The sequence below is a fragment of the Pseudomonas sp. Z8(2022) genome (assembly GCF_025837155.1).
In the GTDB taxonomy this organism is placed as follows: domain Bacteria; phylum Pseudomonadota; class Gammaproteobacteria; order Pseudomonadales; family Pseudomonadaceae; genus Aquipseudomonas.
On record NZ_CP107549.1, the window covers coordinates 2,487,513 to 2,513,653 of the forward strand.

At 61.3% G+C, this 26,141-nt stretch carries 21 protein-coding genes and 3 tRNA genes; 6 read left to right on the forward strand and 18 right to left on the reverse strand.

The genetic code is table 11. From position 1 onward, the window contains the following. Positions 1-32 precede the first annotated feature (32 nt). Positions 33-1,580, forward strand: a complete 1,548-nt coding sequence (locus tag OEG79_RS11805) for a phospholipase D family protein (RefSeq protein ID WP_264145212.1) — start codon at positions 33-35, stop codon at positions 1,578-1,580. A gap of 55 nt (positions 1,581-1,635) precedes the next feature. On the opposite strand, the gene OEG79_RS11810 is transcribed toward OEG79_RS11805, so the two are convergent. From OEG79_RS11810 to OEG79_RS11850, 9 genes are all read right to left on the reverse strand, one after another. Continuing rightward, positions 1,636-3,483, reverse strand: coding sequence for a SurA N-terminal domain-containing protein (locus tag OEG79_RS11810; RefSeq protein WP_264145213.1), 1,848 nt, complete (start codon positions 3,481-3,483; stop codon positions 1,636-1,638). A 192-nt stretch (positions 3,484-3,675) separates the two neighbouring features. Then, complete coding sequence (hupB, locus tag OEG79_RS11815; protein ID WP_003239952.1) at positions 3,676-3,948, reverse strand: nucleoid-associated protein HU-beta; 273 nt, start codon at positions 3,946-3,948, stop codon at positions 3,676-3,678. A 135-nt stretch (positions 3,949-4,083) separates the two neighbouring features. Further along, complete coding sequence (gene lon, locus OEG79_RS11820; RefSeq protein ID WP_264145214.1) at positions 4,084-6,480, reverse strand: endopeptidase La; 2,397 nt, start codon at positions 6,478-6,480, stop codon at positions 4,084-4,086. Positions 6,481-6,629: 149 nt separating this feature from the next. After that, a complete protein-coding gene (gene clpX, locus OEG79_RS11825; protein WP_264145215.1) occupies positions 6,630-7,910 on the reverse strand; it encodes an ATP-dependent Clp protease ATP-binding subunit ClpX in 1,281 nt (426 codons plus the stop codon). A gap of 107 nt (positions 7,911-8,017) precedes the next feature. Further along, positions 8,018-8,659: an ATP-dependent Clp endopeptidase proteolytic subunit ClpP gene (gene clpP, locus OEG79_RS11830; protein WP_037052973.1), complete on the reverse strand. Its 642-nt coding sequence runs from the start codon at positions 8,657-8,659 to the stop codon at positions 8,018-8,020. A 94-nt stretch (positions 8,660-8,753) separates the two neighbouring features. Next, the gene (tig, locus tag OEG79_RS11835; RefSeq protein WP_264145216.1) at positions 8,754-10,064 is read right to left on the reverse strand and encodes a trigger factor; all 1,311 of its coding nucleotides are present in this window, start codon (positions 10,062-10,064) and stop codon (positions 8,754-8,756) included. A 127-nt stretch (positions 10,065-10,191) separates the two neighbouring features. Beyond that, positions 10,192-10,276: transfer RNA gene (locus OEG79_RS11840), tRNA-Leu, on the reverse strand. Between the two features lie 55 nt (positions 10,277-10,331). After that, positions 10,332-10,407, reverse strand: a tRNA-His gene (locus OEG79_RS11845). Positions 10,408-10,445: 38 nt separating this feature from the next. Continuing rightward, positions 10,446-10,522, reverse strand: a tRNA-Arg gene (locus OEG79_RS11850). A 269-nt stretch (positions 10,523-10,791) separates the two neighbouring features. Here OEG79_RS11850 and folD point away from each other — a divergent pair. After that, positions 10,792-11,646: a bifunctional methylenetetrahydrofolate dehydrogenase/methenyltetrahydrofolate cyclohydrolase FolD gene (gene folD / locus OEG79_RS11855; protein WP_264145217.1), complete on the forward strand. Its 855-nt coding sequence runs from the start codon at positions 10,792-10,794 to the stop codon at positions 11,644-11,646. A gap of 60 nt (positions 11,647-11,706) precedes the next feature. Here folD and OEG79_RS11860 read toward each other — a convergent pair whose 3' ends face one another. From OEG79_RS11860 to OEG79_RS11885, 6 genes are read right to left on the reverse strand one after another with little or no spacing between them, the layout of a single operon-like run. After that, entirely contained in the window at positions 11,707-13,449 is a 1,743-nt protein-coding gene (locus OEG79_RS11860) for an ABC transporter substrate-binding protein (RefSeq protein WP_264145218.1), read from the reverse strand. A gap of 51 nt (positions 13,450-13,500) precedes the next feature. After that, complete coding sequence (locus OEG79_RS11865) at positions 13,501-13,773, reverse strand: DUF2160 domain-containing protein (RefSeq protein ID WP_037053054.1); 273 nt, start codon at positions 13,771-13,773, stop codon at positions 13,501-13,503. Positions 13,774-13,785: 12 nt separating this feature from the next. Next, a complete protein-coding gene (locus OEG79_RS11870) occupies positions 13,786-14,586 on the reverse strand; it encodes a carbohydrate ABC transporter permease (RefSeq protein WP_264145219.1) in 801 nt (266 codons plus the stop codon). An 8-nt stretch (positions 14,587-14,594) separates the two neighbouring features. Next, the gene (locus OEG79_RS11875; protein ID WP_264145220.1) at positions 14,595-15,458 is read right to left on the reverse strand and encodes a carbohydrate ABC transporter permease; all 864 of its coding nucleotides are present in this window, start codon (positions 15,456-15,458) and stop codon (positions 14,595-14,597) included. Continuing rightward, complete coding sequence (locus OEG79_RS11880) at positions 15,455-16,552, reverse strand: ABC transporter ATP-binding protein (protein ID WP_264145221.1); 1,098 nt, start codon at positions 16,550-16,552, stop codon at positions 15,455-15,457. The genes OEG79_RS11875 and OEG79_RS11880 overlap by 4 nt, the downstream gene beginning before the upstream one ends. Further along, the gene (locus OEG79_RS11885; protein ID WP_264145222.1) at positions 16,552-17,646 is read right to left on the reverse strand and encodes an ABC transporter ATP-binding protein; all 1,095 of its coding nucleotides are present in this window, start codon (positions 17,644-17,646) and stop codon (positions 16,552-16,554) included. The genes OEG79_RS11880 and OEG79_RS11885 overlap by 1 nt, the downstream gene beginning before the upstream one ends. A gap of 260 nt (positions 17,647-17,906) precedes the next feature. Here OEG79_RS11885 and OEG79_RS11890 point away from each other — a divergent pair, with 260 nt between their 5' ends. Beyond that, complete coding sequence (locus OEG79_RS11890; RefSeq protein ID WP_264145223.1) at positions 17,907-19,742, forward strand: sigma-54-dependent Fis family transcriptional regulator; 1,836 nt, start codon at positions 17,907-17,909, stop codon at positions 19,740-19,742. Here the strand turns inward: OEG79_RS11890 and OEG79_RS11895 are convergent. Further along, on the reverse strand, positions 19,732-20,628 hold the full coding sequence (locus OEG79_RS11895; RefSeq protein ID WP_264145224.1) for a DMT family transporter: 897 nt from the start codon (positions 20,626-20,628) through the stop codon (positions 19,732-19,734). The two genes, OEG79_RS11890 and OEG79_RS11895, sit on opposite strands and share 11 nt — an antisense overlap. 134 nt (positions 20,629-20,762) lie before the next feature. Here OEG79_RS11895 and OEG79_RS11900 point away from each other — a divergent pair, with 134 nt between their 5' ends. Further along, entirely contained in the window at positions 20,763-21,200 is a 438-nt protein-coding gene (locus OEG79_RS11900; protein ID WP_264145225.1) for an Lrp/AsnC family transcriptional regulator, read from the forward strand. Between the two features lie 12 nt (positions 21,201-21,212). Next, positions 21,213-22,349, forward strand: a complete 1,137-nt coding sequence (gene ampC / locus OEG79_RS11905) for a class C beta-lactamase (RefSeq protein WP_264145226.1) — start codon at positions 21,213-21,215, stop codon at positions 22,347-22,349. 83 nt (positions 22,350-22,432) lie between these two features. On the opposite strand, the gene cysS is transcribed toward ampC, so the two are convergent. Both cysS and OEG79_RS11915 read right to left on the reverse strand, forming a co-directional pair. Next, positions 22,433-23,818: a cysteine--tRNA ligase gene (cysS, locus tag OEG79_RS11910; protein WP_264145227.1), complete on the reverse strand. Its 1,386-nt coding sequence runs from the start codon at positions 23,816-23,818 to the stop codon at positions 22,433-22,435. Beyond that, positions 23,819-25,483, reverse strand: a complete 1,665-nt coding sequence (locus OEG79_RS11915) for a glutamine--tRNA ligase/YqeY domain fusion protein (protein WP_264145228.1) — start codon at positions 25,481-25,483, stop codon at positions 23,819-23,821. It lies immediately after the preceding gene. Positions 25,484-25,642: 159 nt separating this feature from the next. Here OEG79_RS11915 and OEG79_RS11920 point away from each other — a divergent pair, with 159 nt between their 5' ends. Continuing rightward, positions 25,643-26,140, forward strand: a complete 498-nt coding sequence (locus OEG79_RS11920) for a peptidylprolyl isomerase (RefSeq protein ID WP_264145229.1) — start codon at positions 25,643-25,645, stop codon at positions 26,138-26,140. Position 26,141: the final 1 nt, after the last annotated feature.

Below are 26,141 nucleotides of genomic sequence, written 5' to 3' on the forward strand. Positions count from 1 at the left end.
CTAGATGAGATGCCTGGAACCGAGGTGGATCAATGATCCCGACACACACATGGCGAGCCTGCCTGATCACTGGCTTATGCAGCCTGATGCTTGGCTGCGCACTGCCACCGCTGGATGGCCGCAGCGAGAGCCAGGCTTTCACCCAGGCCGAAACGGCCGACACAACACTGGGCCAGGCCCTGGGTAGCGAGCGCGACGCTCACCCCGGTCTATCCGGCATCCTGACCCTGGCGTCCGCCCGCGACGCCTTTGCCACGCGCATGCTGCTGACCGAAGCCGCCGAACGCAGCCTCGACATCCAGTACTACATCTGGCGTAACGACATCACCGGGACCCTGTTGCTTGATGCCCTGCTCAGAGCCGCCGAACGTGGCGTTCGCGTCCGCCTGCTGCTGGACGACAATGGCATCGCCGGTCTCGATCAGGTCCTGAGTACGCTCGATCGCCATCCGAACATCGAAGTGCGCCTGTTCAATCCCTTCTCCCTGCGCAAGGCCAAGGCGCTGGGTTACCTGACGCATTTCTCCCGCGCCAACCGGCGCATGCACAACAAGTCATTCACCGCGGACAACCAGGCCACCATCATCGGTGGGCGCAATATCGGCGACGAATACTTCGACGCCAGTGAGGGCGTGCTCTTCGCCGATCTGGATGTACTCGCAATCGGCCCGGTGGTGGCCGACACCTCTGCAGATTTCGACCGATACTGGGCCAGCGATTCGAGCTATCCACTGGAGTTGATCGTACCCCGTCAGCGCAACGCCCCCCAGCCGCTGCACGATCTCGTTGCCGACCTGTCCAGCTCACCTGCAGCCAGCGGCTACGTGAAGACCCTGCAGGAAAGTGAGTTCATCCAGCGCCTGCTGGACAAGCAGCTGCGATTCGAATGGAGCAAGACCACACTGGTCAGCGATGACCCTGCCAAGGGCCTTGGCAATGCCAGTGACGGCGAGATGTTGATCGGCCATCTGGGAGAGATGCTCGACATCCCCGAATCACGGGTCGACCTCGTCTCCCCCTACTTCGTCCCCGGTCAAACCGGCGTCGAAATCTTCACCGGCCTGGTAAAGCGTGGCGTCGAGGTACGTATCCTCACCAATGCGCTGGAAGCAACGGACGTAACGCCCGTACACTCAGGCTACGCGAAACGGCGTCGGGCCCTGCTCGAAGGTGGCGTCAAGCTCTACGAAATGCGCCTGGGCGCGAGCGACGAAGGACACAAGGAAAAAGCCGGCCCCTTCGGCAGTTCCGGCTCGAGTCTGCATGCGAAGACCTTCGCCCTGGATGGCCAGCGCGTCTTCATCGGCTCGTTCAACTTCGATCCCCGCTCGGCCCGCCTCAATACGGAGATGGGTTTTCTCATCGAAAGCCCGAAACTGGCCGCCGCCATCGGTCAGGCATTCGACACCGATATTCCGGCCAATGCCTACGAACTCGGCCTGGACGAAAACGACCGGATCTACTGGCTGCAGCGCCAGGATGGCGAACCGCGCCGGCTCGATACCGAACCCGGCACCGGCGTACTCAAACGCCTGGGCATGCACCTGCTGTCGTGGCTGCCCATCGACTGGCTGTTATGACCCCTTGAACGAAAAAGCCCCGCACTAGGCGGGGCTTTTTCATAGCAAACAACGATCAGAAACGCTCGATGTCGGCATTGGCTTCGAGCTGCTTGCGCAGCGCCGCAAAGTCCTGCTGACCGGCGCGCGAAGCGAGGAAGTTGCGGTACATGGCCAGCTCTTCTTCAGCCAGCGCTTCCTCCGGCACGTTCACACCATCGAGACGCAGCACGACGTAGTCGCCATTGTTCAGCGTCACGCCGGCAAAGGTCGGCTCACCCTCCTTGACTGGCTTGGGCATGCGGAACAGGGCCTGCAGCACCTTCGGCTCGACACCGTCCTGACTGCGGGTAGCCGCTTCCTGAACCCGCCAGTTCGCAGCGTCAGCCTCACCAGCCTCGGCGGCAGCCAGTTGCTTCTCGCCTTCGACCTTGGCTGCAGCGCTGGCGCGCTCCTGCAGCAGGTGACTGCGAATGCTCTCGGCAACCTGCTCCAGAGGCAACTGCTCAGGCTTGTTGTGCTCTTTCACGCGGACGACCACAACGGTGCTCGGGTCCAGTTCGATGGTCGAGCTGTTGGTACCGTCTTCCAGAACTTCGAGGCTGAATGCAGCCTGCAGCACTTGACGATTGGCGGTGATACCGGTAGCCCCACCTTCGCGACCGAAGGCTTCGCTGGTCTTGAGTTCGAGCCCCAGCTCCTGAGCCGGCTGAGCCAGGTCAGACGCTTCGAACGCGGCATCTTCCAGTTGCTTGGTCGCCTCGACGAAACGCTGCTCGACCTGCTGCGCCTTGAAATCACGCGCCAGCTTGTCCTTGAGGCTGTCGAAGCTCGGTACTTCCGGCGCCTGAACGCCCAGCAGCTTGATCAGGTGCCAGCCGAACTCACTCTTCACCGGGGCGGAAACCTGGTCCTGCTGCAGCGCATAGAGTGCTTCTTCGAAAGCGGGGTCATAAACACCAGGGCCGGCGTAGCCCAGATCACCACCTTCGGCTGCCGAGCCCGGATCCTGCGAAAACTCCTTGGCCAGAGCAGCGAAGTCTTCACCCGCATCGATACGCTTCTTGATCTCTTCGATCTTGCTGCGCGCGGCATCATCATCGCCTTCGATGAGGATGTGTGCAGCCTGACGCTGCTCGGTCAGGTTGGCGATTTCGCTCTCGTACAAGGGCTGCAGGTCTTCGTCGCTGACCTCGACCTGCTCGAAGAAACTGTCCTTCTGCAGTTCAACGTACTCAAGCACCACCTGCTCGGGGCTCATGAATTCGCCGGCATGCTCGTCGTAATAAGCCTGAACCTCACTATCACTCAGCTCGACCGCTGTCGGGTCGGCCTTGATGGTGAAGCTGGCAAAGTCACGGGTCTGACGCTCGAGATTGGCGAATGCACGTGCCTCCTGCTCGGTGACGAAGCTGCTGGCACCAATGCCGGCACGCAACTGACCGATCAGCATTTCCTCTTCCAGCATCTGGCGGAATTGCAGGCGGGTGTATCCCATCTGGCGAATGAGCTGATCGAAGCGTCCAGCATCGAAGCGGCCATCTACCTGGAATTCGGGAGTCTGCAGAATCACCTGATCCAGCGAACCCTGCGAAAAGGCGAAGTGAGCGTCATTGGCAGCCTGCAGCAGCAGCTTGCGCTCGATCAGCCCCTTGAGCGAAGCCTCACGCAGCAGCTTGTCATCCAGCAGCGAGGCATCGAAATCACGCCCCAGTTGCTGCAGCAGCTGCCGGCGTTGCATTTCAACGGCCTGATTGAGCTCGCTGAGGGTGATGGTCTCACCGTTCACGTCAGCCGCATTGTTGCGGTTGCTGGTACCTGTGACGATGGCTTCGAAACCGGTAAAGGCCATCAACATCACGATGAGGCCGATGATGATTTTGGCAATCCAACCGCGTGAATTGTCCCTGATGTTTTGCAGCATGCTTCCCCCAGAACGACTGTACAGAGCCACCAGTCGCGCAGTGTGGGTATGTCCAGATAGAAGAAAGGCGCATCCTTGGATGCGCCTTCTCGTAACGCGTTAAGCGGTCAGTGCAGACAAGTCTCCGACCCCTGCTCTGCCTCCTAACAACCGCCAGACAGCGTCCGACGGCGAGGCAAACCCGGAAGACGCTTAGTTAACGGCGTCTTTCAGAGCCTTGCCAGCTTTGAAACCCGGGATCTTGGCAGCAGCGATGCTGATCGGCTTGCCGGTCTGTGGATTGCGGCCAGTGCGAGCAGCACGCTCTTTGACAGCGAAGGTGCCGAAGCCAACCAGTACGACGGAATCACCAGCCTTCAGGGCGCCAGTGACGGATTCAATCACTGCATCCAGCGCGCGGCCAGCAACAGCTTTCGGGATATCAGCAGATGCAGCAATGGCATCGATCAGTTCCGACTTGTTCACTCTAAGTCCCCTTATTTCTGTTGAGTTTGTTTCTTGATTTTTAGTGTAAGCAAAGCGGGTGCTGGATGGCCTGCCGACACAATAAGAGCCGCTTTATAACAAGGGCTCAAAAATTGTGTCAAGGAAGCCCCCCGGCTAATGCGTGCTGATTCGCTCCTTGGAATCAGACTCGCGCTTGTCATCCGTTGCAACCATCTCGGGAGCCGCATCGGGCAAGGGCTCCGGGGCGTATTGCAGCGCAATTTGCAGGACCTCGTCAATCCATTTAACCGGTTTAATCTGCAGGTCCTGCTTAATATTTTCCGGAATTTCTTTCAGGTCACGCACATTTTCTTCGGGAATGATCACAGTCTTGATTCCACCCCGATGTGCAGCCAGAAGTTTTTCCTTCAGGCCACCGATGGCCAGCACCTGTCCCCGCAGGGTGATTTCACCAGTCATGGCGACATCGGCACGTACCGGAATCTGCGTCAGTGCCGAGACCAGCGCCGTGCACAGACCGATACCCGCACTCGGACCATCCTTCGGCGTCGCTCCCTCGGGCATATGGATGTGAACGTCGCGCTTCTCGTTGAAGTCGGCAGGGATCCCCAGGCTTTTTGCACGGCTGCGTACCACGGTCATGGCAGCCGTCATCGACTCGGCCATCACGTCACCCAGCGATCCGGTCTTGATCAGCACACCCTTGCCTGGCACCACAGCCGTCTCGATGGTGAGCAGCTCGCCACCTACCTGAGTCCAGGCCAGGCCGGTCACCTGACCGATCTGATCCTGCTGCTCGGCAAGGCCATAACGATGCTTTCGCACACCGAGGAAATGCTCGAGCGACTCTGCCGTCACTCGTACCTGGAAGCGCTTCTCGCTGATGTGTTCCTTGACTGCCTTGCGGCAAACCTTGGCGATCTGCCGCTCCAGGCTGCGCACGCCAGCCTCGCGGGTGTAGTAGCGAATGATGTCGCGAATGGCCGCCTCATCGAACTCCAGCTCGCCCTTCTTCAGGCCGTTGGCCTTGATCTGCTTGGGCGCCAGGTACTTGATGGCGATGTTGACCTTCTCGTCCTCGGTGTAACCCGGCAGACGGATGACCTCCATACGATCCAGCAGCGGACCGGGGATGTTCATCGAGTTGGCCGTGCACAGGAACATCACATCCGACAGGTCGTAGTCGACCTCCAGATAGTGATCGTTGAAGTTGTGATTCTGCTCCGGATCGAGCACTTCCAGCAGCGCAGAAGCAGGATCGCCGCGCATGTCCTGCCCCATCTTGTCGATTTCATCGAGCAGGAACAGGGGGTTGCGCACGCCAACCTTGGTCATTTTCTGAATCAGACGGCCCGGCATGGAGCCGATGTAGGTACGACGGTGGCCGCGAATCTCGGCCTCGTCACGCACGCCGCCCAGCGCCATGCGCACGAATTTGCGGTTGGTGGCGGTAGCGATGGACTCAGCCAGCGAGGTCTTGCCGACGCCGGGCGGGCCGACCAGACACAGCACCGGCCCCTTGAGTTTCTTCACCCGCTTCTGCACCGCGAGATACTCGAGAATGCGTTCCTTGACCTCTTCGAGACCGTAATGGTCGGCATCGAGGATGCTCTCGGCGCGCGCGAGATCCAGGCGCACCTTGCTCTCGGCCTTCCACGGCACGTTCACCAGCCAGTCGATGTAGGAGCGCACCACGGTGGCTTCGGCAGACATCGGCGACATCTGCTTGAGCTTGTTCAGCTCGGCATTGGCCTTGGCCAGCGCTTCCTTGGTCAGGCCTGCGTTGTCGATGCGCTTCTTCAGCTCGTCGATCTCGTTGTGGCCTTCGTCGATGTCGCCCAGCTCCTTCTGAATGGCCTTCATCTGCTCATTCAGGTAGTACTCGCGCTGGCTGCGCTCCATCTGTTTCTTCACACGACCACGGATACGCTTCTCGACCTGCAGCAGGTCGATCTCGGCATCCAGCAGTGCCAGCACGTGCTCGACACGGGCCGACAAAGAGGTGATCTCGAGAATTTCCTGCTTCTGTTCGATTTTCAGCGCCATGTGCGCGGCCATGGTATCCACCAGGCGGCTGGGCTCATCAATGCTGTTGAGCGAGGACAGCACTTCGGCGGGCACCTTCTTGCCCAACTGAACATACTGTTCGAACTGGCTGAGCAGGCTGCGGGTAAAGACTTCCGACTCACGCTCGGCGGTCTCGCCCTCCTCGATCAGCTGCACTTCGGCGCGGCAATGATCATCGAGTTCGATGAAACGCTCGATGGAACCACGCTGCTCACCCTCGACCAGCACCTTGACGGTGCCGTCGGGCAACTTGAGCAACTGCAGGACGGTGGCAACGGTGCCCACGCGATAGAGATCCTGATCATCCGGATCATCGACGGCCGGGTTCTTCTGGGCCACCAGCAGAATCTGCTTGTCACCCGTCATCGCTGCCTCGAGGGCCTCGATGGATTTCTCACGCCCGACGAAAAGCGGGATGACCATGTGCGGATAGACCACTACATCGCGCAATGGCAGGAGAGGCAATTCGATGGTTGTCTTCATGATTTCGGCTCAGCGGCGGCCATCAGGCCGTAAACAGGTGGGATTACCCTTGGCTTTTAAGATGGGGGTAGCTCCCGTAAAAAACAAGCGCAATGTCCAGAAAAGCGAAGGGGCCCAAAGGGCCCCTTCTTTGCATCGTGTAACAGCCGTTACGCGTCTGGCGCAGCCTTCGCCGGCGGCTCGCTGTTTTCGTAGATCAGCAGCGGTTTGGACGTGCCGTCGATGACGCTCTCGTCGATCACCACCTTGCTCACGCCCTGCTGGGACGGGATCTCGTACATGGTGTCGAGCAGGATGCCCTCGAGAATCGAACGCAGGCCACGAGCACCGGTCTTGCGCTCCAGCGCCTTCTGCGCCACGGATTTGAGCGCATCGGAGCGGAACTCCAGATCCACGCCTTCCATTTCGAACAGCTTGGCGTACTGCTTGGTCAGCGCATTCTTCGGCTCGGTGAGAATCTGCACCAACGCAGCCTCATCCAGCTCTTCCAGCGTGGCGATCACCGGCAGACGACCGACGAATTCCGGGATCAGACCGAACTTGACCAGATCGTCCGGCTCGACCTCACGCAGGGATTCGCCGATCTTCTTGCCTTCCTGCTTGCTGCGCACTTCCGCACCGAAACCGATGCCGCCCTTGGTGGAACGTGCCTGGATGACCTTCTCCAGACCGGCGAAGGCGCCGCCGCAGATGAACAGGATGTTGCGCGTGTCGACCTGCAGGAACTCCTGCTGCGGATGTTTGCGCCCGCCCTGCGGCGGAACCGAGGCAACGGTGCCTTCGATCAGTTTGAGCAGTGCCTGCTGCACGCCTTCGCCCGAGACATCACGGGTGATCGACGGGTTGTCGGACTTGCGCGAAATCTTGTCGATTTCATCGATGTAGACGATGCCCATCTGGGCCTTCTCGACATCGTAATCGCACTTCTGCAGCAGCTTCTGGATGATGTTCTCAACATCCTCACCCACGTAACCGGCTTCGGTCAGGGTGGTGGCATCGGCGATGGTAAACGGCACATTGAGCAGGCGCGCCAGCGTTTCGGCCAGCAGCGTCTTACCCGAACCGGTCGGACCGATCAGCAGAATATTGCTCTTACCCAGCTCGACATCGTCTTTCTTGTCGCGCTGATTCAGACGCTTGTAGTGGTTGTACACCGCTACCGACAGCACCTTCTTGGCACGCTCCTGACCGATCACGTACTGATCGAGGATGGCGCTGATTTCCTTCGGTGCCGGGAGTTTGTGCGCGCTGCTCTCGGCCTGGGCTTCCTGCACCTCCTCGCGGATGATGTCGTTGCACAGGTCGACGCATTCGTCGCAGATGAAGACGGAAGGACCGGCGATCAACTTGCGCACTTCGTGCTGGCTTTTGCCGCAGAAGGAGCAATAAAGCAGTTTGCCGTTGTCCTCACCGTTACGGGTGTCAGTCATTCGATCAATCCAATACGGTAGGCTTGAAACACAAGATGAAGGCAAATGCGGGCATTTTCAAGGGCACAGGTCGCGTCAGTGATGGATGCCCGCAGCCGGTGCCTCATCTAGACCGGCATTTGACGCTTTTCGTGCACGGCATCGACCAGACCGTATTCCACGGCACGCGAAGCGCTCATGAAATTGTCGCGGTTGGTGTCACGCTCGATGGTTTCCAGGCTCTGACCAGTGTGATGAGCCAGCAATTCGTTCAGACGCTCACGAATGAAGAGGATTTCCTTGGCATGGATCTCGATGTCCGAGGCCTGCCCCTGGAAGCCGCCCAGCGGCTGGTGAATCATCACGCGCGAATTCGGCAGGCAGAAGCGCTTGCCCTTGGCGCCGCCAGCCAGCAGGAACGCGCCCATGCTGCAGGCCTGACCAATGCAGGTGGTGGACACATCGGCCTTGATGAACTGCATGGTGTCGTAGATAGCCATGCCGGCAGTCACCGAGCCACCCGGAGAGTTGATGTACAGATGGATGTCCTTGTCAGGGTTTTCCGCTTCCAGGAACAGAAGCTGGGCGCAGATCAGGTTGGCCATGTAGTCCTCGACCTGACCAACCAGAAAAATCACGCGCTCCTTGAGCAGGCGCGAGTAGATGTCATAGGCACGCTCGCCACGAGCGGACTGCTCGATGACCATCGGCACCAAGCCGCCAGCGGCCTGGATTTCAGGCATGTTTTGCATAAAAGGATTGCGGGACATGTCTTGCGCTCACTCCCTAATAGTCATGTCTCAAATACGCATAAGCCAGCACGGAGGCTGGCTTATGGTGGTGTACTCGAACGAGGTTACCAGATCAGTCGGCTTTAGGAGCTTCCGCCGGCTTGACTGCGTCTTCGTAGGAAACCGCTTTATCGGTCACGTTGGCCTTCTGCAGAACAGTATCTACAACTTGTTCTTCCAGTACAACCGAACGCACTTCGTTCATCTGCTGGTCGTTCTTGTAGTACCAGGCAACGACCTGCTCAGGCTCCTGGTAAGCCGAAGCCATCTCTTCGATCAGCTCGCGGACGCGGGCTTCGTCAGGCTTGAGCTCGAACTTCTTGACCACTTCAGCAACGATCAGGCCCAGTACGACGCGGCGCTTGGCCTGCTCTTCGAACAGCTCGGCCGGCAGTTGATCAGGCTTGATGTTGCCACCGAACTGCTGAACAGCCTGCACGCGCAGACGATTCACTTCGTTGCCGATCAGCGCTTTCGGCACTTCAACCGGGTTGGCAGCCAGCAGACCGTCCATCACCTGGTTCTTGACCTTGGACTTGATGGCCTGACGCAGTTCGCGCTCCATGTTCTTGCGAACTTCGGCACGGAAACCTTCCAGACCGCCTTCCTTGATACCGAATAGGGCGAAGAATTCGTCGTTCAGCTCAGGCAGTTGCGGCGCGGAAACGCTGTTCACGGTCACGGTGAACTCGGCGGTTTTGCCGGCCAGATCGAGGTTCTGGTAGTCCTCCGGGAAGGTCGGGTTGATCACGCGCTCTTCACCGGCCTTGGCACCGACCAGGGCGTCTTCGAAGCCCGGGATCATGCGACCGGAACCCAGCACCAGCTGAGTGCCCTTGGCGCTGCCACCGGCGAAGGCTTCGCCGTCGATCTTGCCGACGAAGTCGATGTTCAGCTGGTCGCCATTCTCGGCGGCACGCTCAACAGCTTCGAAACGGGTGTTCTGCTTGCGCAGGATATCCAGCATGTTGTCGACATCGCTGTCAGCCACTTCAGCCTGCAGACGCTCGATGGCGATGGAGTCGAAACCGGCGACTTCGAACTCGGGGAAAACTTCGAAAGTGGCGACGTATTCCAGATCCTTGCCCTTCTCGAAGGTCTTCGGCTCGACAGCCGGAGCACCGGCCGGGTTCAGCTTCTGCTCGACCACAGCCTCGTAGAAGGTCGCCTGGATCAGATCGCCCAGTGCTTCCTGACGAGCGGCATCTTCATAACGCTGACGGATAACGCTCATCGGTACCTTGCCAGGACGGAAGCCAGGAACCTTGGCACGACGGGCAGTCTGTTGCAGACGCTTGTTGACTTCAGTCTCGATGCGCTCGACGGGTACGCCGACGGTCATGCGGCGCTCAAGAGCAGAAGTGCTTTCAACAGAAACTTGCATGGATATTCCTCGTTGCACAGACAAAAGCCGGCTCGAACCGGCCCCGAATTCAAGGCCAAGCATTCTAGAGGGTCAATATTAAGAAGTCACCCTAGAAGCAGGCGTGAATGCGGGAGGATTTGTAAGATGGTGCGGACGGAGAGACTCGAACTCTCACACCTTGCGGCGCCAGAACCTAAATCTGGTGTGTCTACCAATTTCACCACGTCCGCGTGGTTTGAAGCTTAAAACAAAAACGCCAGGCTTTTGGCCTGGCGTTCTGGAATATGGGGTGGACGATGGGAATCGAACCCACGACACCAGGAGCCACAATCCTGTGCTCTACCAACTGAGCTACGCCCACCATATTGCATTGCTTACTCAAATTGCCTGACCGCCAAATGGCGCACCCGGCAGGACTCGAACCTGCGACCATCCGCTTAGAAGGCGGATGCTCTATCCAGCTGAGCTACGGGCGCTTATCCATCTGCTAGCGCAGACTTGAAAGCTTTCGGCTCCGACCACACCACCAGGGTTTGGCTTTTGCCGTCTCACCCAGCGAGTGGCTGTTCCTGAGAAGCGGGGCGAATGTTATAGGCGCCCCCTGAACCCGTCAACATAAATTTTCAAAAAAGTTCAGCTATATAAAGGAGTTACGCGAAAACCGCGGCAACCGCCTTTGCCCCATCGCATGCCCGTGAGAGAATGCGCGTCCTTTTTTCATCCTTATTAATGGTTAACCAGCGCAATGACCGCACAACTGATCGACGGCAAGGCGATCGCCGCCAGCCTCCGCCAGCAGATTGCCCAACGTGTCGCCGAACGCCGCCAGCAAGGCCTGCGTGCGCCAGGCCTGGCCGTGATCCTGGTTGGTACCGATCCCGCCTCCCAGGTCTATGTGTCACATAAACGCAAGGATTGCGAAGAAGTCGGCTTCCTGTCGCGCGCCTACGACCTGCCGACCGAGACCAGCCAGGCCGACCTGCTCGCCCTGATCGATGAGCTCAACGAAGATCCGACCATCGACGGCATTCTGGTTCAGCTGCCGTTGCCGGAACATCTGGATTCCTCCCTGCTGCTCGAGCGCATTCGCCCGGACAAGGACGTGGACGGTTTTCACCCCTACAACATCGGCCGTCTGGCTCAGCGCATGCCGCTGCTGCGCCCCTGCACACCGAAAGGTATCATGACCCTGCTGGAAAGCACCGGTGTCAATCTCTACGGCCTGCACGCCGTGGTGGTCGGGGCCTCGAATATCGTTGGTCGACCAATGGCCATGGAACTGCTGCTGGCCGGCTGCACCGTGACCGTCACTCACCGTTTCACCAAGGATCTGGCTCATCACGTCGGTCAGGCCGATATCGTCGTGGTCGCCGCTGGTAAACCGGGACTGGTCAAGGGCGAGTGGATCAAGGAAGGCGCCATCGTCATCGACGTCGGCATCAACCGCCAGGACGATGGCAAGCTGGTCGGCGACGTGGTCTACGAGACCGCCCTGCCCCGCGCCGGCTGGATCACCCCAGTGCCAGGCGGCGTTGGCCCGATGACCCGTGCCGGCCTACTGGAAAACACCCTGCACGCTGCCGAACACCTGCATAAATAGGCAGCGCAGCACAATGAACAACGGCACCCGAGGGTGCCGTTGTCGTTTCTGCCGTACAGATCAGTTACGCGCCTGCTCCCAGGATTTGAGCAGCTCGTCGTAGGCGATGGTTTCGCCCTTGGGCTTCTCGTTGGCCAGCTTCGGCTTCGGCGCGCCCGGCTGGTCGAACCAGTACTGCGGATCACGCGGCTCGTTCAGCTTCGGCCCGCATTCACCCAGCACACCGGAGCGCTCCAGACGCCCAAGCATGGTGTCCTGCGCTGCAGCCAGACCATCGAGCGCCTGCTGCGGGGTCTTGTCGCCGCTGGCAGCTTCGGCGATGAACTGCCACCACAGCTGAGCCAGGCGCGGGTAGTCCGGCACGTTGGTGCCGGTCGGCGTCCACTGCACGCGCGCCGGGCTGCGGTAGAACTCGACCAGACCGCCCAGTTTCGGCGCCACTTCGCTCATCGCCTCGGAGTTGATGTCCGACTCGCGGATCGGCGTCAGGCCGACCAGGGTCTTCTTCAGCGAAACGGTCTTGGAAGTGACGAACTGGGCGTAGAGCCAGGCCGCCAGACGCTGTTTCTCCGGAGTGGACTTGAGGAAGGTCCAGGAGCCGGTATCCTGATAGCCCAGCTTCATGCCCTCCTCCCAGTACGGCCCCTTGGGCGACGGCGCCATGCGCCATTTCGGCGTGCCGTCCTCGTTCACCACCGGCAGGCCCGGCTTGGTCATGTCGGCGGTGAAGGCGGTGTACCAGAAGATCTGCTGGGCGATAGCCCCCTGCGCCGGCACGGGACCTGCCTCGGAGAAGGTCATGCCCTGCGCTTCCGGCGGCGCATACTGGCGCATCCAGTCGACGTATTTCTGCGTGGCGTAAACCGCAGCCGGACCGTTGGTGTCGCCGCCACGGGCAACGCTGGAGCCCACCGGACGGCAGCCGTCTACACGAATACCCCACTCGTCTACCGGCAGGCCGTTGGGCAGGCCCTTGTCGCCACCGCCGGCCATGGAGAACCAGGCGTCGGTGAAGCGCCAGCCCAGCGACGGGTCCTTCTTGCCGTAGTCCATGTGGCCGTAGACGCGCTGGCCATCGATTTCCTTGACGTGCTTGGAGAAGAACTCGGCGATGTCCTCGTAGGCCGACCAGTTCACCGGCACACCCAGCTCGTAGCCGTAGATTTCCTTGAACCTGGCCTTCAGCTCCGGGCGCTCGAACCAGTCGGCGCGGAACCAGTAGAGGTTGGCGAACTGCTGATCGGGCAGCTGGTAGATCTTCTTGTCCGGCCCGGTGGTGAAGGAAATGCCGATGAAGTCCTCGAGATCCAGGGTCGGCGAGGTGAAATCCTTGGCCTCGCCTTCGATCATGTCGCTGATCGCCATCGCCTTGCCGTAGCGCGCATGGGTGCCGATCAGGTCGGAGTCGTTGACCCAGCCGTCGTAGATGTTCTTGTCCGACTGCATCTGCGTCTGCAGCTTCTCGACCACGTCGCCTTCCTGCAGCAGGTCGTGCTTGAGCTTGATCCCGGTGATCTCGCTGAAGGCCTTGGCCAGCACCTTGGACTCGTACTCGTGGGTGGTGATGGTTTCCGACACCACGCTGATGTTCATGCCGCGAAACGGCTCGGCGGCCTTGATGAACCATTTCAGCTCTTCGAGCTGCTGCTCGGGCGTCAGGGTCGAGGGGTTGAACTCCTCGGCGATCCACTTCTTCGCGGCTTCTTCATAGGCATCCGCCCAGGCCGCACCGCTCAAACCGGACAACGCCAGCAAGGCGGCCAACGCCATGCTATGTCGGGTCTTGTTGTTATTGTCGAACATAGAGACCTCCATCTCAGGATATGGGGAGAGGCATACCGGCGGCAGCCCGGCTCAGCCCCAACGCATGACTGCGCACAACCACAACAGCGATAGCAGCGAGGCTATCCACACGCTCCAGTCGGTCACGCCTATCACCAGCAGGTGCAGATAGGCGCTGCCGAGCAGACCGATAAAAAGCCGATCACCCCGGGTGGTGGCGATCGGCAGAAAACCCTTGCGCTCGACGCACGGCCAGCGCAGCTCGACCAGCGTCATGCCGGCCAGCAGCACGGCGATGCCGGCGAAGAACAGCGCGGTCGGCAGAGTCCAGGCCATCCAGCTCATGATTAACCTCCCTTACACGCGACCGAGGGCGAAACCCTTGGCCACATGGTTGCGAACGAACCAGATCACCAGCATCCCCGGGATGATGGTCAGCACCCCGGCAGCAGCCAGCACGCCCCAGTCGATACCCGAAGCGGACACGGTACGGGTCATCACCGCTGCGATGGGCTTGGCCTCCACCGACGTGAGGGTGCGCGCCAGCAGCAGCTCGACCCAGGAGAACATGAAGCAGAAGAAGGCGGTGACGCCGATGCCGGAGCGGATCAGCGGGATGAAGATCTTCACGAAGAATTTCGGGAAGCTATAGCCGTCGATATAGGCCGTCTCGTCGATTTCCTTGGGCACGCTGGACATGAAACCCTCGAGAATCCACACCGCCAGCGGCACGTTGAACAGGCAGTGCGCCAGCGCCACGGCGATATGCGTATCGAAGAGGCCGATGGACGAGTACAGCTGGAAGAACGGCAGGAGGAACACCGCCGGCGGCGCCATGCGGTTGGTCAGCAGCCAGAAGAACAGGTGTTTGTCGCCGAGGAAGCGGTAGCGCGAGAACGCGTAGGCCGCCGGCAGCGCCACGCTGAGCGAGATCAGTGTGTTCAGGCTGACGTAGTACAGCGAGTTGAGATAGCCCTCGTACCAGCTGCGGTCGGTGAAGATCACCCGGTAGTTGTCCAGGGTGAAATTCTGCGGCCACAGGCTCAGCGCACCGAGAATCTCGGTGTTGCTCTTGAACGACATGTTCAGCAGCCAGTAGATGGGCACCAGCAGGAACAGGAAGTAGATCAGCAGTGCCAGACGTTTGCGCAGCATCATGGTCGGCCTCAGCGGGTTTTGTCGTCGTGGGTCATGGCCGTGTAGAACAGCCAGGACACCAGCAGGATGATCAGGAAGTAGACCAGCGAGAACGCTGCAGCCGGACCCAGGTCGAACTGGCCGATGGCCATCTGTGTCAGGGTCTGGCTGAGGAAAGTGGTGGCGTTGCCCGGCCCGCCGCCGGTGAGCACGAACGGCTCGGTGTAGATCATGAAACTGTCCATGAAGCGCAGCATCACCGCGATCAGCAGCACGCTTTTCAGCTTGGGCAGCTGAATGTGGCGGAACACCGCCCAGTTCGACGCGCGGTCGATGCGCGCCGCCTGGTAATAGACGTCAGGGATGGCGCGCAGCCCCGAGTAGCACAGCAGCGCCACCAGCGAGGTCCAGTGCCAGACGTCCATGATCAGCACCGTGACCCAGGCGTCCATGGTGTTGGATGCGTAGTTGTAGCTGATGCCCAGTGCGTTCAGCGCCCAGCCCATCAGCCCGATGTCTGCGCGACCGAAGATCTGCCAGATGGTGCCCACCACGTTCCATGGAATCAGCAGCGGGATGGCCATCAGGATCAGGCACAGCGAAGCCCAGCGGCCGCGCGTCGGCATGCACAGGGCAATGGCGATACCCAGCGGAATTTCGATCAGCAGCACGCAGGCGGAGAAGATGAACTGGCGCAGCAGCGAGTCGTGCAGACGCGGGTCCTGCAGCACCTGGCGGTACCAGTCGACGCCGACGAAGTAGCGCGTGGCCGGGTCGAAGATGTCCTGCACCGAATAGTTGACCACTGTCATCATCGGCACGATGGCGCTGAATGCCACCAGCAGAAACACCGGCAGTACCAGCCACCAGGCCTTGTTGTTCTGCACCTTCATGGCGTCACCTCCACCAGGTAATCGTCGGCGTAGAGCATCAGCCATTGCGCCGGAAAGCTCAGGTAGACCCGCTCGTGCGGCACCGGCTGATCCTCCTGCAGGCGTGCCTTGAGCACCTGGCCATCGAGGTCGAAGGTGAGGATCTTGTAGGTGCCGAGGTCCTCGACATGCAGCACCCAGCCACACAACGCATCTTCGTAGACACCATCCCAGAGATGCACGAACTCGGGGCGGATGCCCACCTGCAGGCGCCGGCCGTCCAGTCCAGCCAGACGCTGGTTGAGCGCCGCGGGCAGCGGCAGCACGGTATCGGCGAAACGCACACCGCCCTCGCAGCGCTGCACGTCGATCAGATTCATGCCCGGACTGCCGATGAAATAGCCGACGAAGGTGTGCCCGGGACGCTCGAACAGCTCGCGCGGGGTACCGAACTGGACGATCTGCCCGCCATACATCACCGCGATCTTGTCGGCGAAGGTGGAGGCCTCCAGCTGATCGTGGGTGACGTAGACCATGGTGATGTTGAACTGCTCGTGGATCTGCTTGAGCTTGCGCCGCAGCTTCCACTTCAGGTGCGGGTCGATCACCGTCAGCGGCTCGTCGAAGAGAATCGCCGACACGTCGTCACGTACCAGGCCGCGTCCCATGGAGACCTTCTGCTTCTCGTCGGCGGTGAGGTTGCGCGCCTTCTTGTGCAGCAGCGGGTGCAGTTCCAGCACCTCGGCGATTTCGTGCACCTTGCTCATCACCCGCGCTTCGTCCATGCCCTGGTTGCGCAGCGGAAAGGCCAGGTTGTCGAACACCGTCATGGTGTCGTAGACCACCGGAAACTGGAAAACCTGGGCGATGTTGCGCTGCTGCGGCGACAGCGCGTTGACCGCCTTGCCGTCGAACTGCACCTCGCCCTGCGACGGGCTGAGCAGCCCGGAGATGATGTTGAGCAGCGTGGACTTGCCGCAGCCCGACGGCCCCAGCAGCGCGTAGGCGCCGCCCTGCTGCCAGACGTGGTTCATTTCGCGGATTGCATAATCCTCCGGCGCTTTCGGCGTACCGCTGTAGCTGTGCGCCAGGTTGTGCAAACGGATCTCGGCCATCAGGCAGCCCTCCCCTGACGGCGGCTGGGCGCCTGCACCAGCTGCCCGTCGGCAGCGAAGACGAACAGCTTGTGCGTGGGGATGTAGATCAGGATCGGCGTATCCACCGCGTACTCGTGTACCCCCGGCAGATGCAGCACCAGCACGAACTGCTCGTTGCGTACGTGGAGGAAGGTTTCCGAGCCGCTGATCTCGGCCAGCTCCACGGTTACCGCCAGCTCCAGATCATCGTCGTTGGATGGCACCAGACCGATATGACTCGGGCGCACGCCGAAGCGGTACTCGCCCTCGGCGATACCGCGCAGGTCGGGGTTGAGCGGAAAGTGCACGCAATCGGCGAAGCTCACCTCGGCAGCGCTGATGCGCCCCGGCATCAGGTTGATCGCAGGCTCGGAGAACAATTCTGCAGCCAGCACCTGTTGCGGACGGTGGTAGACCTCGGCGGTCCTGCCACTCTGCACTACCCGTCCCTCATGCAGGATGGTGGTGGTGCCGCCCAGGGCCAGCGCCTCGTTGGGCTCGGTGGTGGCATAGATGGCGATGGTATGGCGCGCCTGAAACAGCTCGCGCATTTCCTGGCGCAGCTCTTCGCGCAATTTGTAGTCGAGGTTGACCAGGGGCTCGTCGAACAGAATCAGCGAGGCATCCTTGACCAGCGCCCGGGCCATGGCGGTGCGCTGCTGCTGACCGCCGGACAGCTCCAGCGGGTAGCGCGACAGCAGCTTGTCGATACGCAGCATGCGCGCCGTGGCCTCGACCTTCTCGACGATCCGCTCCCAGGCCATACCGGCCTGGCGCAATGGCGAGGCGATGTTCTCGAACACCGTCAGAGTCGGATAGTTGATGAACTGCTGATAGACCATCGACACGTTGCGCTGACGTACCGGCACGCCGGTGACATCGGCGCCGTTCATCAGCACGCGGCCGCTGCTGGGCCGATCCAGCCCGGCCATCAGCCGCATCAGGCTGGTCTTGCCGGCCAGGGTCCGGCCAAGCAGGACGTTGAAGGAGCCGGGTTCGAAACTCAGGCAGGCATCATCGATATGCACCTGGCCGTCGACGATACGGGTGACGTGTTCGAGCTTGAGCGACATGGCCTGTCCTTTTTCTTGTCGTGCCATTCGATTGCGAACATCGATAGCGACAAGCGTGCCAGTACCCGCTGCAACCGCGTATCTCCCTGATAAAAAATGAGAAACCCACGCACGAGCAATGCCAGGCCGACTTCCTACTGAACACTTTTGAACAGTCGCATGTGAACAACTGAACAATTCGTTCGTTGACTTTGAACAGGCTTGAACGACACTGGATCGATCGCGGCGCAGATCGCGAATCCACAAGAAGAGATCGCACCATGACAGAAGCTGCCCGTGCGCCCGCGCACGACACCCTGATCCAGGAGTCCTGGTCGCGCTGCCGGGACTACGGGCTGACCCACCAGAGTTCGCCCCGCTTCGACCCGCCTTCCGCCGGCGAACTTTCAGCCCTGCTGGAAAGCCGCCAGGCCCTGGTGCAGACCACTCATCAGGAAGTGCTGCCCTACTACGGCACCATACTTTCCAACTCCAACTGCCTGATCATGCTCGCCGACGAGCAGGGTCGGCTGCTGCAGTCCTGGGGTGACCAGCGCTTCATCGAGCCGCGCCAGGCTGCAGGCTTCGTCGCCGGTGCCAGCTGGCTGGAGCGCTACACCGGCACCAATGCCATTGGCACTGCACTGAGTTGCGGCCAGGCCGTGCATATCCAGCACGACGAACACTTTCTCAAGGCCAACCGCTTCATGACCGGTTCCGCCTCGCCGATCTTCGACGAGCAGAGGCGCATGATCGCCGTGCTCGACGTGTCCAGCGACAGCTACCTGCCACCCGCGCACACCCTGGGCATGGTCAAGATGATGAGTCAGTCGGTGGAGAACCGCCTGATCCTCAAGCTGTTCGCCGACCAGTATCATCTGCTCAGTTTCAACACCAGCCTGGACAATCTCGACAGCCCCTGGGCCGGACTGGTGGTCTTCGACGAACGTGGTCACGTGGTCTCGGCCAACCGCCGCGCCGATAACCTGCTCGGCCAGCCCCTGACCTACGGCGCCATCGAACAGCTGTTCGACGTACCGCTGCAGCAATTGCTCAATCAGCCGGACGGCCAGCCGTTCAGCCTGCGCACCAGCGGCCACTTCCGCTTTCACGCACGGGTACGCCGCCCTGCCCGCCCAGCCCCCGTGCAACCTCGCGATTTCCGCCCGCAGGCCACCACGGGCGCGCCGCAGGCCCCCCATCTGCACACGCTGAGCCTGGGCGATGCGCGCATGGACAAGGCCATTCGCCAGGCCGAACGCCTGCTGGAAAAGGACATCCCGATTCTGGTGCAGGGCGAGACCGGCGCCGGCAAGGAGGTTTTCGTCAGGGCGCTACATCGCGCCAGTTCGCGCGCGAACCAGCCCTTCATCGCGGTTAACTGCGCGGCCATCCCGGCGGAGCTGGTGGAATCGGAGCTGTTCGGCTACGAGAAAGGCGCCTTTACCGGCGCCAGCCAGAAAGGCCATGTCGGGCTGATCCGCAAGGCGCACAAGGGCACGCTGTTTCTAGACGAAATCGGCGACATGCCATTGCGCGTACAGGCTCGCCTGCTGCGCGTTCTACAGGAGCGCTGCGTACAGCCGTTGGGCAGCAGCGAGCTGCATCCGGTGGATGTGCGTCTGGTGTCCGCCACCAACCGCCCACTGCGTCAGGATGTCGACAGCGGTCAGTTCCGCGCCGACCTCTACTACCGCATCAGCGGGCTGAATCTGGAACTGCCGCCGCTGCGCGAACGCAGCGACAAGCAGGCCCTGTTCCAGCGACTGTGGGAACAGCACCGTGAGCCCAACCAGCGTGCCGGCATCAGCAGCGAAGTGCTGGAGCTGTTTCAGCACCATCCCTGGCCGGGCAACCTGCGCCAGCTCAGCAGTGTTCTGCGCGTGGCGCTGGCCATGGCCGATGACCAGCCCATCCGCACCGAACACCTGCCGGACGATTTCTTCCTCGACCTACCGGCAGAGACGCCATCGCAGGCGCCGACCGCAGTGGACAACGCTGACCTGGCCAGCCAGTACCAGGCCTGCGGCGGCAATATTTCCTACCTTGCCCGCCACCTCGGCCTGAGCCGCAATACGCTGTACAAGCGCCTGCGTGAACAGGGCGTCAGACCCTGACGGCGCGCCTTGCCCGCAGTCCGAAACGCCACCCCTGCTGCATGCCCGCCGCCGCAAGGAGAATGGCGATGACACCGAGCCACTGCAGCAGGCCCAGCCAATGATCGAATGCCAGCCAGTCGACCAGAATCGCCGCGACCGGATAGATGAACGACAGCGCGCCGGTCAGCGCCGTCGGCAGCTTCTGGATTGCGCCATAAAGCAGCATGTACATCAGCCCGGTATGTACCACGCCCAGAGTCGCCAGACTGGCCCAGGCCACCTCACCCTGCGGCAGTTGCCATTCCATGATGGGGGCCAGCATCAGCACGCCGGTCAGCAGCTGGACGAGCGCGATCAGATGCGGCGGCGTACCGCTGAGGTGTTTGACGATCAATGCGGCTACCGCATAGAGCAGCGCCGCGCCCAACGCCAGCGCGATGCCCAGCAGGTAATTGCTGCCCGCCACCTCACCCTGGCCATGCGCACTGACGATGGCCAGCATGCCGATAAAGGCCAGCACCAGCCAGGCAAGCTTGTGCAGGGTGATGCGCTCCCCCAGAAACAGCGCTCCCAGACCCACCAGCATGAACGGCTGAACGTTGTACACCACAGTACTGACGGCGATGGAGGCCTGTGCATAAGAAGCGAACAGCAGCAACCAGTTACCGACGATGGCCACGCCGCTGAGCACCGCCAGGAGCAGCACACGCCGCCCCAGGAGCTCGGCGCGCAGCAGTCCTAGCCCCGCGCAAACCAGCAGCAATACGCCACCACCTATGAGGCAGCGCCAGAACACCACGTCGACAACAGCCTGGCCGGACACAAGCACGAACCATCCGATGGTGCCCGAGATCAGCATTGCGGCGATCATTTCCAGCGAGCCGCGTTTCAGCTTGTCGTTCATGGCGAGTTCCTCATCGAAAGAGGCCTTCATTATCCGAGGCTGAAACTTCCAGCACCATGGAGAATCTGAGGCAGAATCGCGCTCCAACCTTTTTTGCAACGACAGATTCCGGCTTTTACCTAACGAGGCCTGCAATGACCGATGAAATCGATCAAACCCTGATCGCGGCGCTGATGGAAGACTCGAGACGTTCGCTCAAAGCCCTGGCGCAGATCAGTGGCCTGTCCTCCCCCAGCGTGGCCGAGCGGCTGCGCCGACTGGAGGAACGCGGAGTGCTCAGGAGTTACACCGTGGAGATCGATCCTCGCCATTTCGGCTACCAGTTGCAGGCGATCGTCCGGGTGCGGCCTCTGCCCGGCAGGCTGCAGGAGGTGGAGCGGCTGATTCAGGCCACGCCGCAGTTCACCGAATGCGACAAGGTTACCGGCGAGGACTGTTTCATCGCCCGCCTGCACGTACGCTCCATGGAGCAACTGGACGAACTGCTCGACCGCATCAATGGTTATGCCGAAACCAATACGGCCATCGTCAAGAAGACCTCGGTTCCCCGCCGACTGCCCCCCATGAACTGACAAGGAATGCTCATGCGCCCATCCCTTTGCCCCCTGCTCGTCACACTCGGCCTGTGTCTGGGCATTCAACCGGCACTCGCCGAGCTGCATCAGGCGGTCGATGCCGCCGTAAGGCCGGTGATGCAAATCTATGACATACCCGGCATGGCAGTCGCCATCAGTCACAAGGGGCAGCAGCACTTCTTCGAGTACGGCGTGGCATCCCGCGAAAACGCTCAGACGGTCGACCGCCATACCCTGTTCGAGCTGGGGTCGATCAGCAAGCTGTTCACCGCCACTCTCGGCGCCTACGCCGAAGCGCGTGGCACCTTGAACCTCAGCGACAATGCCAGCCAGTACCTGCCCGAACTGCAGGGCAGCGCGTTCGATCACATCAGCCTGCTGGATCTGGCCACCTACACAGCCGGCGGCCTGCCGCTGCAGTTTCCGGATTCGGTCAGCGATGAACGGCGGATGCTCGGTTACTACCGCAACTGGCAGGCGGTCTATCCGCCGGGTACACGGCGGCTGTACTCCAACCCGAGCATCGGTCTGTTCGGTCACCTGGCGGCCGCCAGCCTGGCCGAGCCGTTTCAGCAACTGATGGAGAAGGAACTGCTGCCGCAACTGGGCATGCAGGAAAGCTATGTGCGGATACCGACCGAACGGATGACACGCTATGCCTGGGGCTACCGCGACGACAAGGCAGTACGGGTAAGCCCTGGTGCCCTGAACGCCGAAGCCTACGGATTGAAGTCCAGCGCCAGCGACATGCTGCGCTTCATCGAAGCCAACCTGCACCCGGATCACCTGCCCGCACCGCTGCGCCAGGCCATCAGCTCAACCCACCGCGGTTATTACCGGATTGGCGACATGACCCAGGCCCTGGGCTGGGAACGTTATGCCTACCCCATCAACCTGGAGAAGCTGCAGGCGGGCAACTCTGCCGAAATGGCGCTGCAGCCTCAGCCATTGGAGCGCTTCAGCGAACCCAAACCAGCTAAGGGCGATCTGCTGCTGAACAAGACCGGCTCGACCAACGGCTTTGGCGCCTACATCCTGCTGCTGCCGGCGCGTGACACCGGCCTGGTGATACTCGCCAACCGCAACTACCCCAATGCCGAGCGAGTACGCCTGGCGCTGCAACTGCTCGAAGCGATCGAGCCGTAAGCGGCTTTAAGCCGGCGCTGCGTGACGCCCTCTGGAAACGACAAAGGCCGCTGAAAAGCGGCCTTTGTCGTTGAGCATGTGGCTTACTCGGCCAGACGCCAGGTGGTGCCGCCCTTACCGTCTTCCAGTACTACGCCCATGGCCGTGAGCTGGTCACGGATGCGGTCGCTTTCCGCCCAGTTCTTGTCGGCGCGGGCCTGCAGACGCGCGGCGATCAGCGCCTCGACTTCTGCGGCATCGACCTTGCCGGCAGCACCGGCCTGGAGGAAGGTCTCCGGCTCCAGCTGCAGCACACCGAGCACGCCCGCCAGCTGCTTGAGTTGAGCGGCCAGCCCGGCAGCGCCCTGTACGTCCGATTCACGCAGGCGATTGACCTCGCGGATCATCTCGAACAGCACGGCGCAGGCTTCCGGCGAGTTGAAGTCGTCGTCCATCGCTGCGCCGAAGCGCTCGACGAAGGCTTCACCACCGGCAGGCGCCGCTTCCGGCAGACCTTTCAGGCCGTTGTAGAAGCGCTCCAGGGCGCTCTTGGCTTCCTTGAGGCTGTCTTCGGAATAGTTGATCGGGCTGCGGTAGTGGCTGGACACCAGCAGATAGCGCACCGCTTCCGGGTGGTACTTCTCCAGCACCTCGCGGATGGTGAAGAAGTTGCCCAGGCTCTTGGACATCTTCTCGCCATCCACACGCACCGCGCCGGCGTGCATCCAGGCATTGGCGTACAGCTTGCCGGTGGCTGCCTCGCTCTGCGCGATCTCGTTCTCATGGTGCGGGAACACCAGATCCGGGCCGCCGCCATGGATATCGAAGGTCTCGCCCAGGCAGCAGGTGGACATCACGGAGCACTCGATATGCCAACCCGGACGGCCAGCGCCCCAGGGCGACTGCCAGCTCGGCTCGCCCGGTTTGACGCCCTTCCAGAGCACGAAGTCCAGCGGATCTTCCTTGGCCTCGTCGACCTCGATGCGCGCGCCGATCTTCAGATCTTCGATCTTCTTGCGCGACAGCTTGCCGTAGCCCTGGAACTTGCCGACCCGGTAGTACACGTCTCCATTGCCGGGGGCGTAGGCGTAACCCTTGTCGATCAGGGTCTGGATCATCGCGAACATGCCGTCGATATGCTGGGTGGCGCGCGGCTCGATGTCCGGGCGCAGCACGTTCAGACGCGCCTCATCTTCATGCATGGCGGCAATCATGCGCTCGACCAGCGCCTCGAACGGCTCGCCGTTCTCGTTGGCGCGGCGGATGATCTTGTCGTCGATGTCGGTGATGTTGCGCACGTAGGTCACGTCATAGCCGCGCTGACGCAGCCAGCGGGTGACCACGTCGAAGGCGACCATCACCCGGGCGTGACCGATGTGGCAGAAGTCGTACACGGTCATGCCGCACACGTACATGCGCACCTGGTTGCCTTCCAGCGGCCGGAAGACGTCCTTGGTCTTGGTCAGGGTGTTGTAAATGCTCAGTGCCATTTACTGCCCCCAGGAATCGCGCAGCGTCACGGTGCGGTTGAACACCAGCGCATCGGCGGTCGAATCCTTGTCCAGGCAGAAGTAGCCTTCGCGCTCGAACTGGAAACGGTCCTCAGCGGTGGCCTTGGCCAGCGACGGTTCGGCGCGGCAGCCGGTGAGCACCACCAGCGAATCCGGGTTAATGTTGTCGAGGAAGCTGCCGCCCTCCTCGGCCTTCTCCGGGTTGGCGGACTTGAACAGACGGTCGTACAGACGCACTTCACACTCGACGCTGCCTGCGGCCGGCACCCAGTGGATCACGCCCTTGACCTTGCGGCCCTCCGGGTTCTTGCCGAGGGTGTTTTCGTCGTAGGAGCAGCGCAGTTCGATGATATTTCCGGCGGCGTCCTTGATCGCTTCGTCAGCACGGATCACGTAGCTGCCGCGCAGACGCACTTCGCCACCGGGGATCAGGCGCTTGAAGCCGTCCGGCGGGGTTTCCTCGAAGTCGCTGGCGTCGATGTAGATCTCGCGGGAGAACGGCAGCACGCGCACGCCCATGTCCTGTTTGGGATGGCGCGGCAGTTCGAGGTTCTCGACCTTGCCTTCCGGGTAGTTGGTGATCACCACTTTCAACGGCTTGAGCACGCACATGGCGCGCGAGGCGTTGGCGTCTAGGTCGTCACGGATGGCGAACTCCAGCATGCCGATGTCGACCAGACCACCAGCGCGGTTGACACCGATCATGTCGCAGAAGGTGCGGATTGATGCCGGCGTGTAGCCGCGGCGACGGTAGCCGGACAGCGTCGACATGCGCGGATCGTCCCAACCCTTGACGTGACCTTCGTCCACCAGTTGCTTGAGCTTGCGCTTGCTGGTGATGGTGTAGTTCAGGTTCAGGCGGGCGAATTCGTACTGGCGCGGCTGCGCCGGCACCGGCAGGTTCTCCAGGAACCACTCGTACAGCGGGCGGTGATCCTCGAACTCCAGGGTGCAGATGGAATGGGTAATACCCTCGATGGCGTCCGACTGACCGTGGGTGAAGTCGTAGCTCGGGTAGATGCACCACTTGTCGCCGGTCTGGTGGTGATGGGCATGGCGGATGCGATAGAGGATCGGGTCACGCAGGTTAATGTTCGGCGAGGCCATGTCGATCTTGGCGCGCAGCGAACGGGCGCCATCCGGGAATTCGCCGGCCTTCATGCGGGCGAACAGGTCGAGGTTTTCCTCGACGCTGCGATCACGGAACGGGCTGTTCTTGCCAGGCTCGGTCAGGCTGCCACGGTACTCGCGCATCTCTTCGGCATTCAGATCGCAGACGAAGGCCTTGCCCGCCTTGATCAGCTCGATGGCCCAGGCGTGCAACTGGTCGAAATAGTTGGAGGCGTAGCGCTCCTCGCCCGCCCACTGGAAGCCCAGCCACTGGACATCGGCCTTGATCGCGTCGATGTACTCCTGATCTTCCTTGGCCGGGTTGGTGTCGTCGAAACGCAGGTTGCACTCGCCACCGAACTCTTCGGCCAGGCCGAAGTTCAGGCAGATGCTCTTGGCATGGCCGATGTGCAGGTAACCGTTGGGCTCCGGCGGAAAGCGGGTCACGATCTTGGCGTGCTTGCCGCTGTCCAGATCGGCCTGGACGATGGGGCGCAGGAAATTGGCAGCTTTTTCGACGGTAGGCTTGCTCATGGTGTCCTTAACAATACTGGCGCGGCACAGGGTAGGCCGCTTCGGGCAAAGTCCGTATCATAACCAACCTGTCAAGGCCCTGACAGGGTGCACACCACCCTGACAGGCGCTGTTTACCCGGAGCCATCGGCTCGAACCTGCCTCTTCACGGATACGATCATGATCAAACTGCACACCAACCACGGCGTCATCACCCTGAACCTGTTCGCCGACAAGGCGCCGGAAACCGTGGCGAACTTCGAGCAATACGTGAAAGACGGCCACTACGACGGCACCATCTTCCACCGCGTGATCGGCAACTTCATGATCCAGGGCGGCGGTTTCGAACCGGGCATGAAGCAGAAGCCGACCCGCGCCCCGATCAAGAACGAGGCCAACAACGGCGTCGCCAACAAGATCGGCACCATTGCCATGGCCCGCACCATGGAACCGCACTCGGCCAGCGCGCAGTTCTTCATCAACGTCGCCGACAACAGCTTCCTCAACCACAGCGCGCCGACCGTTCAGGGCTGGGGCTACGCCGTATTCGGTGAAGTGGTCGAAGGCATGGACGTTGTCGAGAAGATCAAGGGCGTCGCCACCACCATGAAAGCAGGCCACCAGGACGTGCCGGTGGAAGACGTGATCATCGAGAAGGCCGAAATCGTAGCCGAGTAAG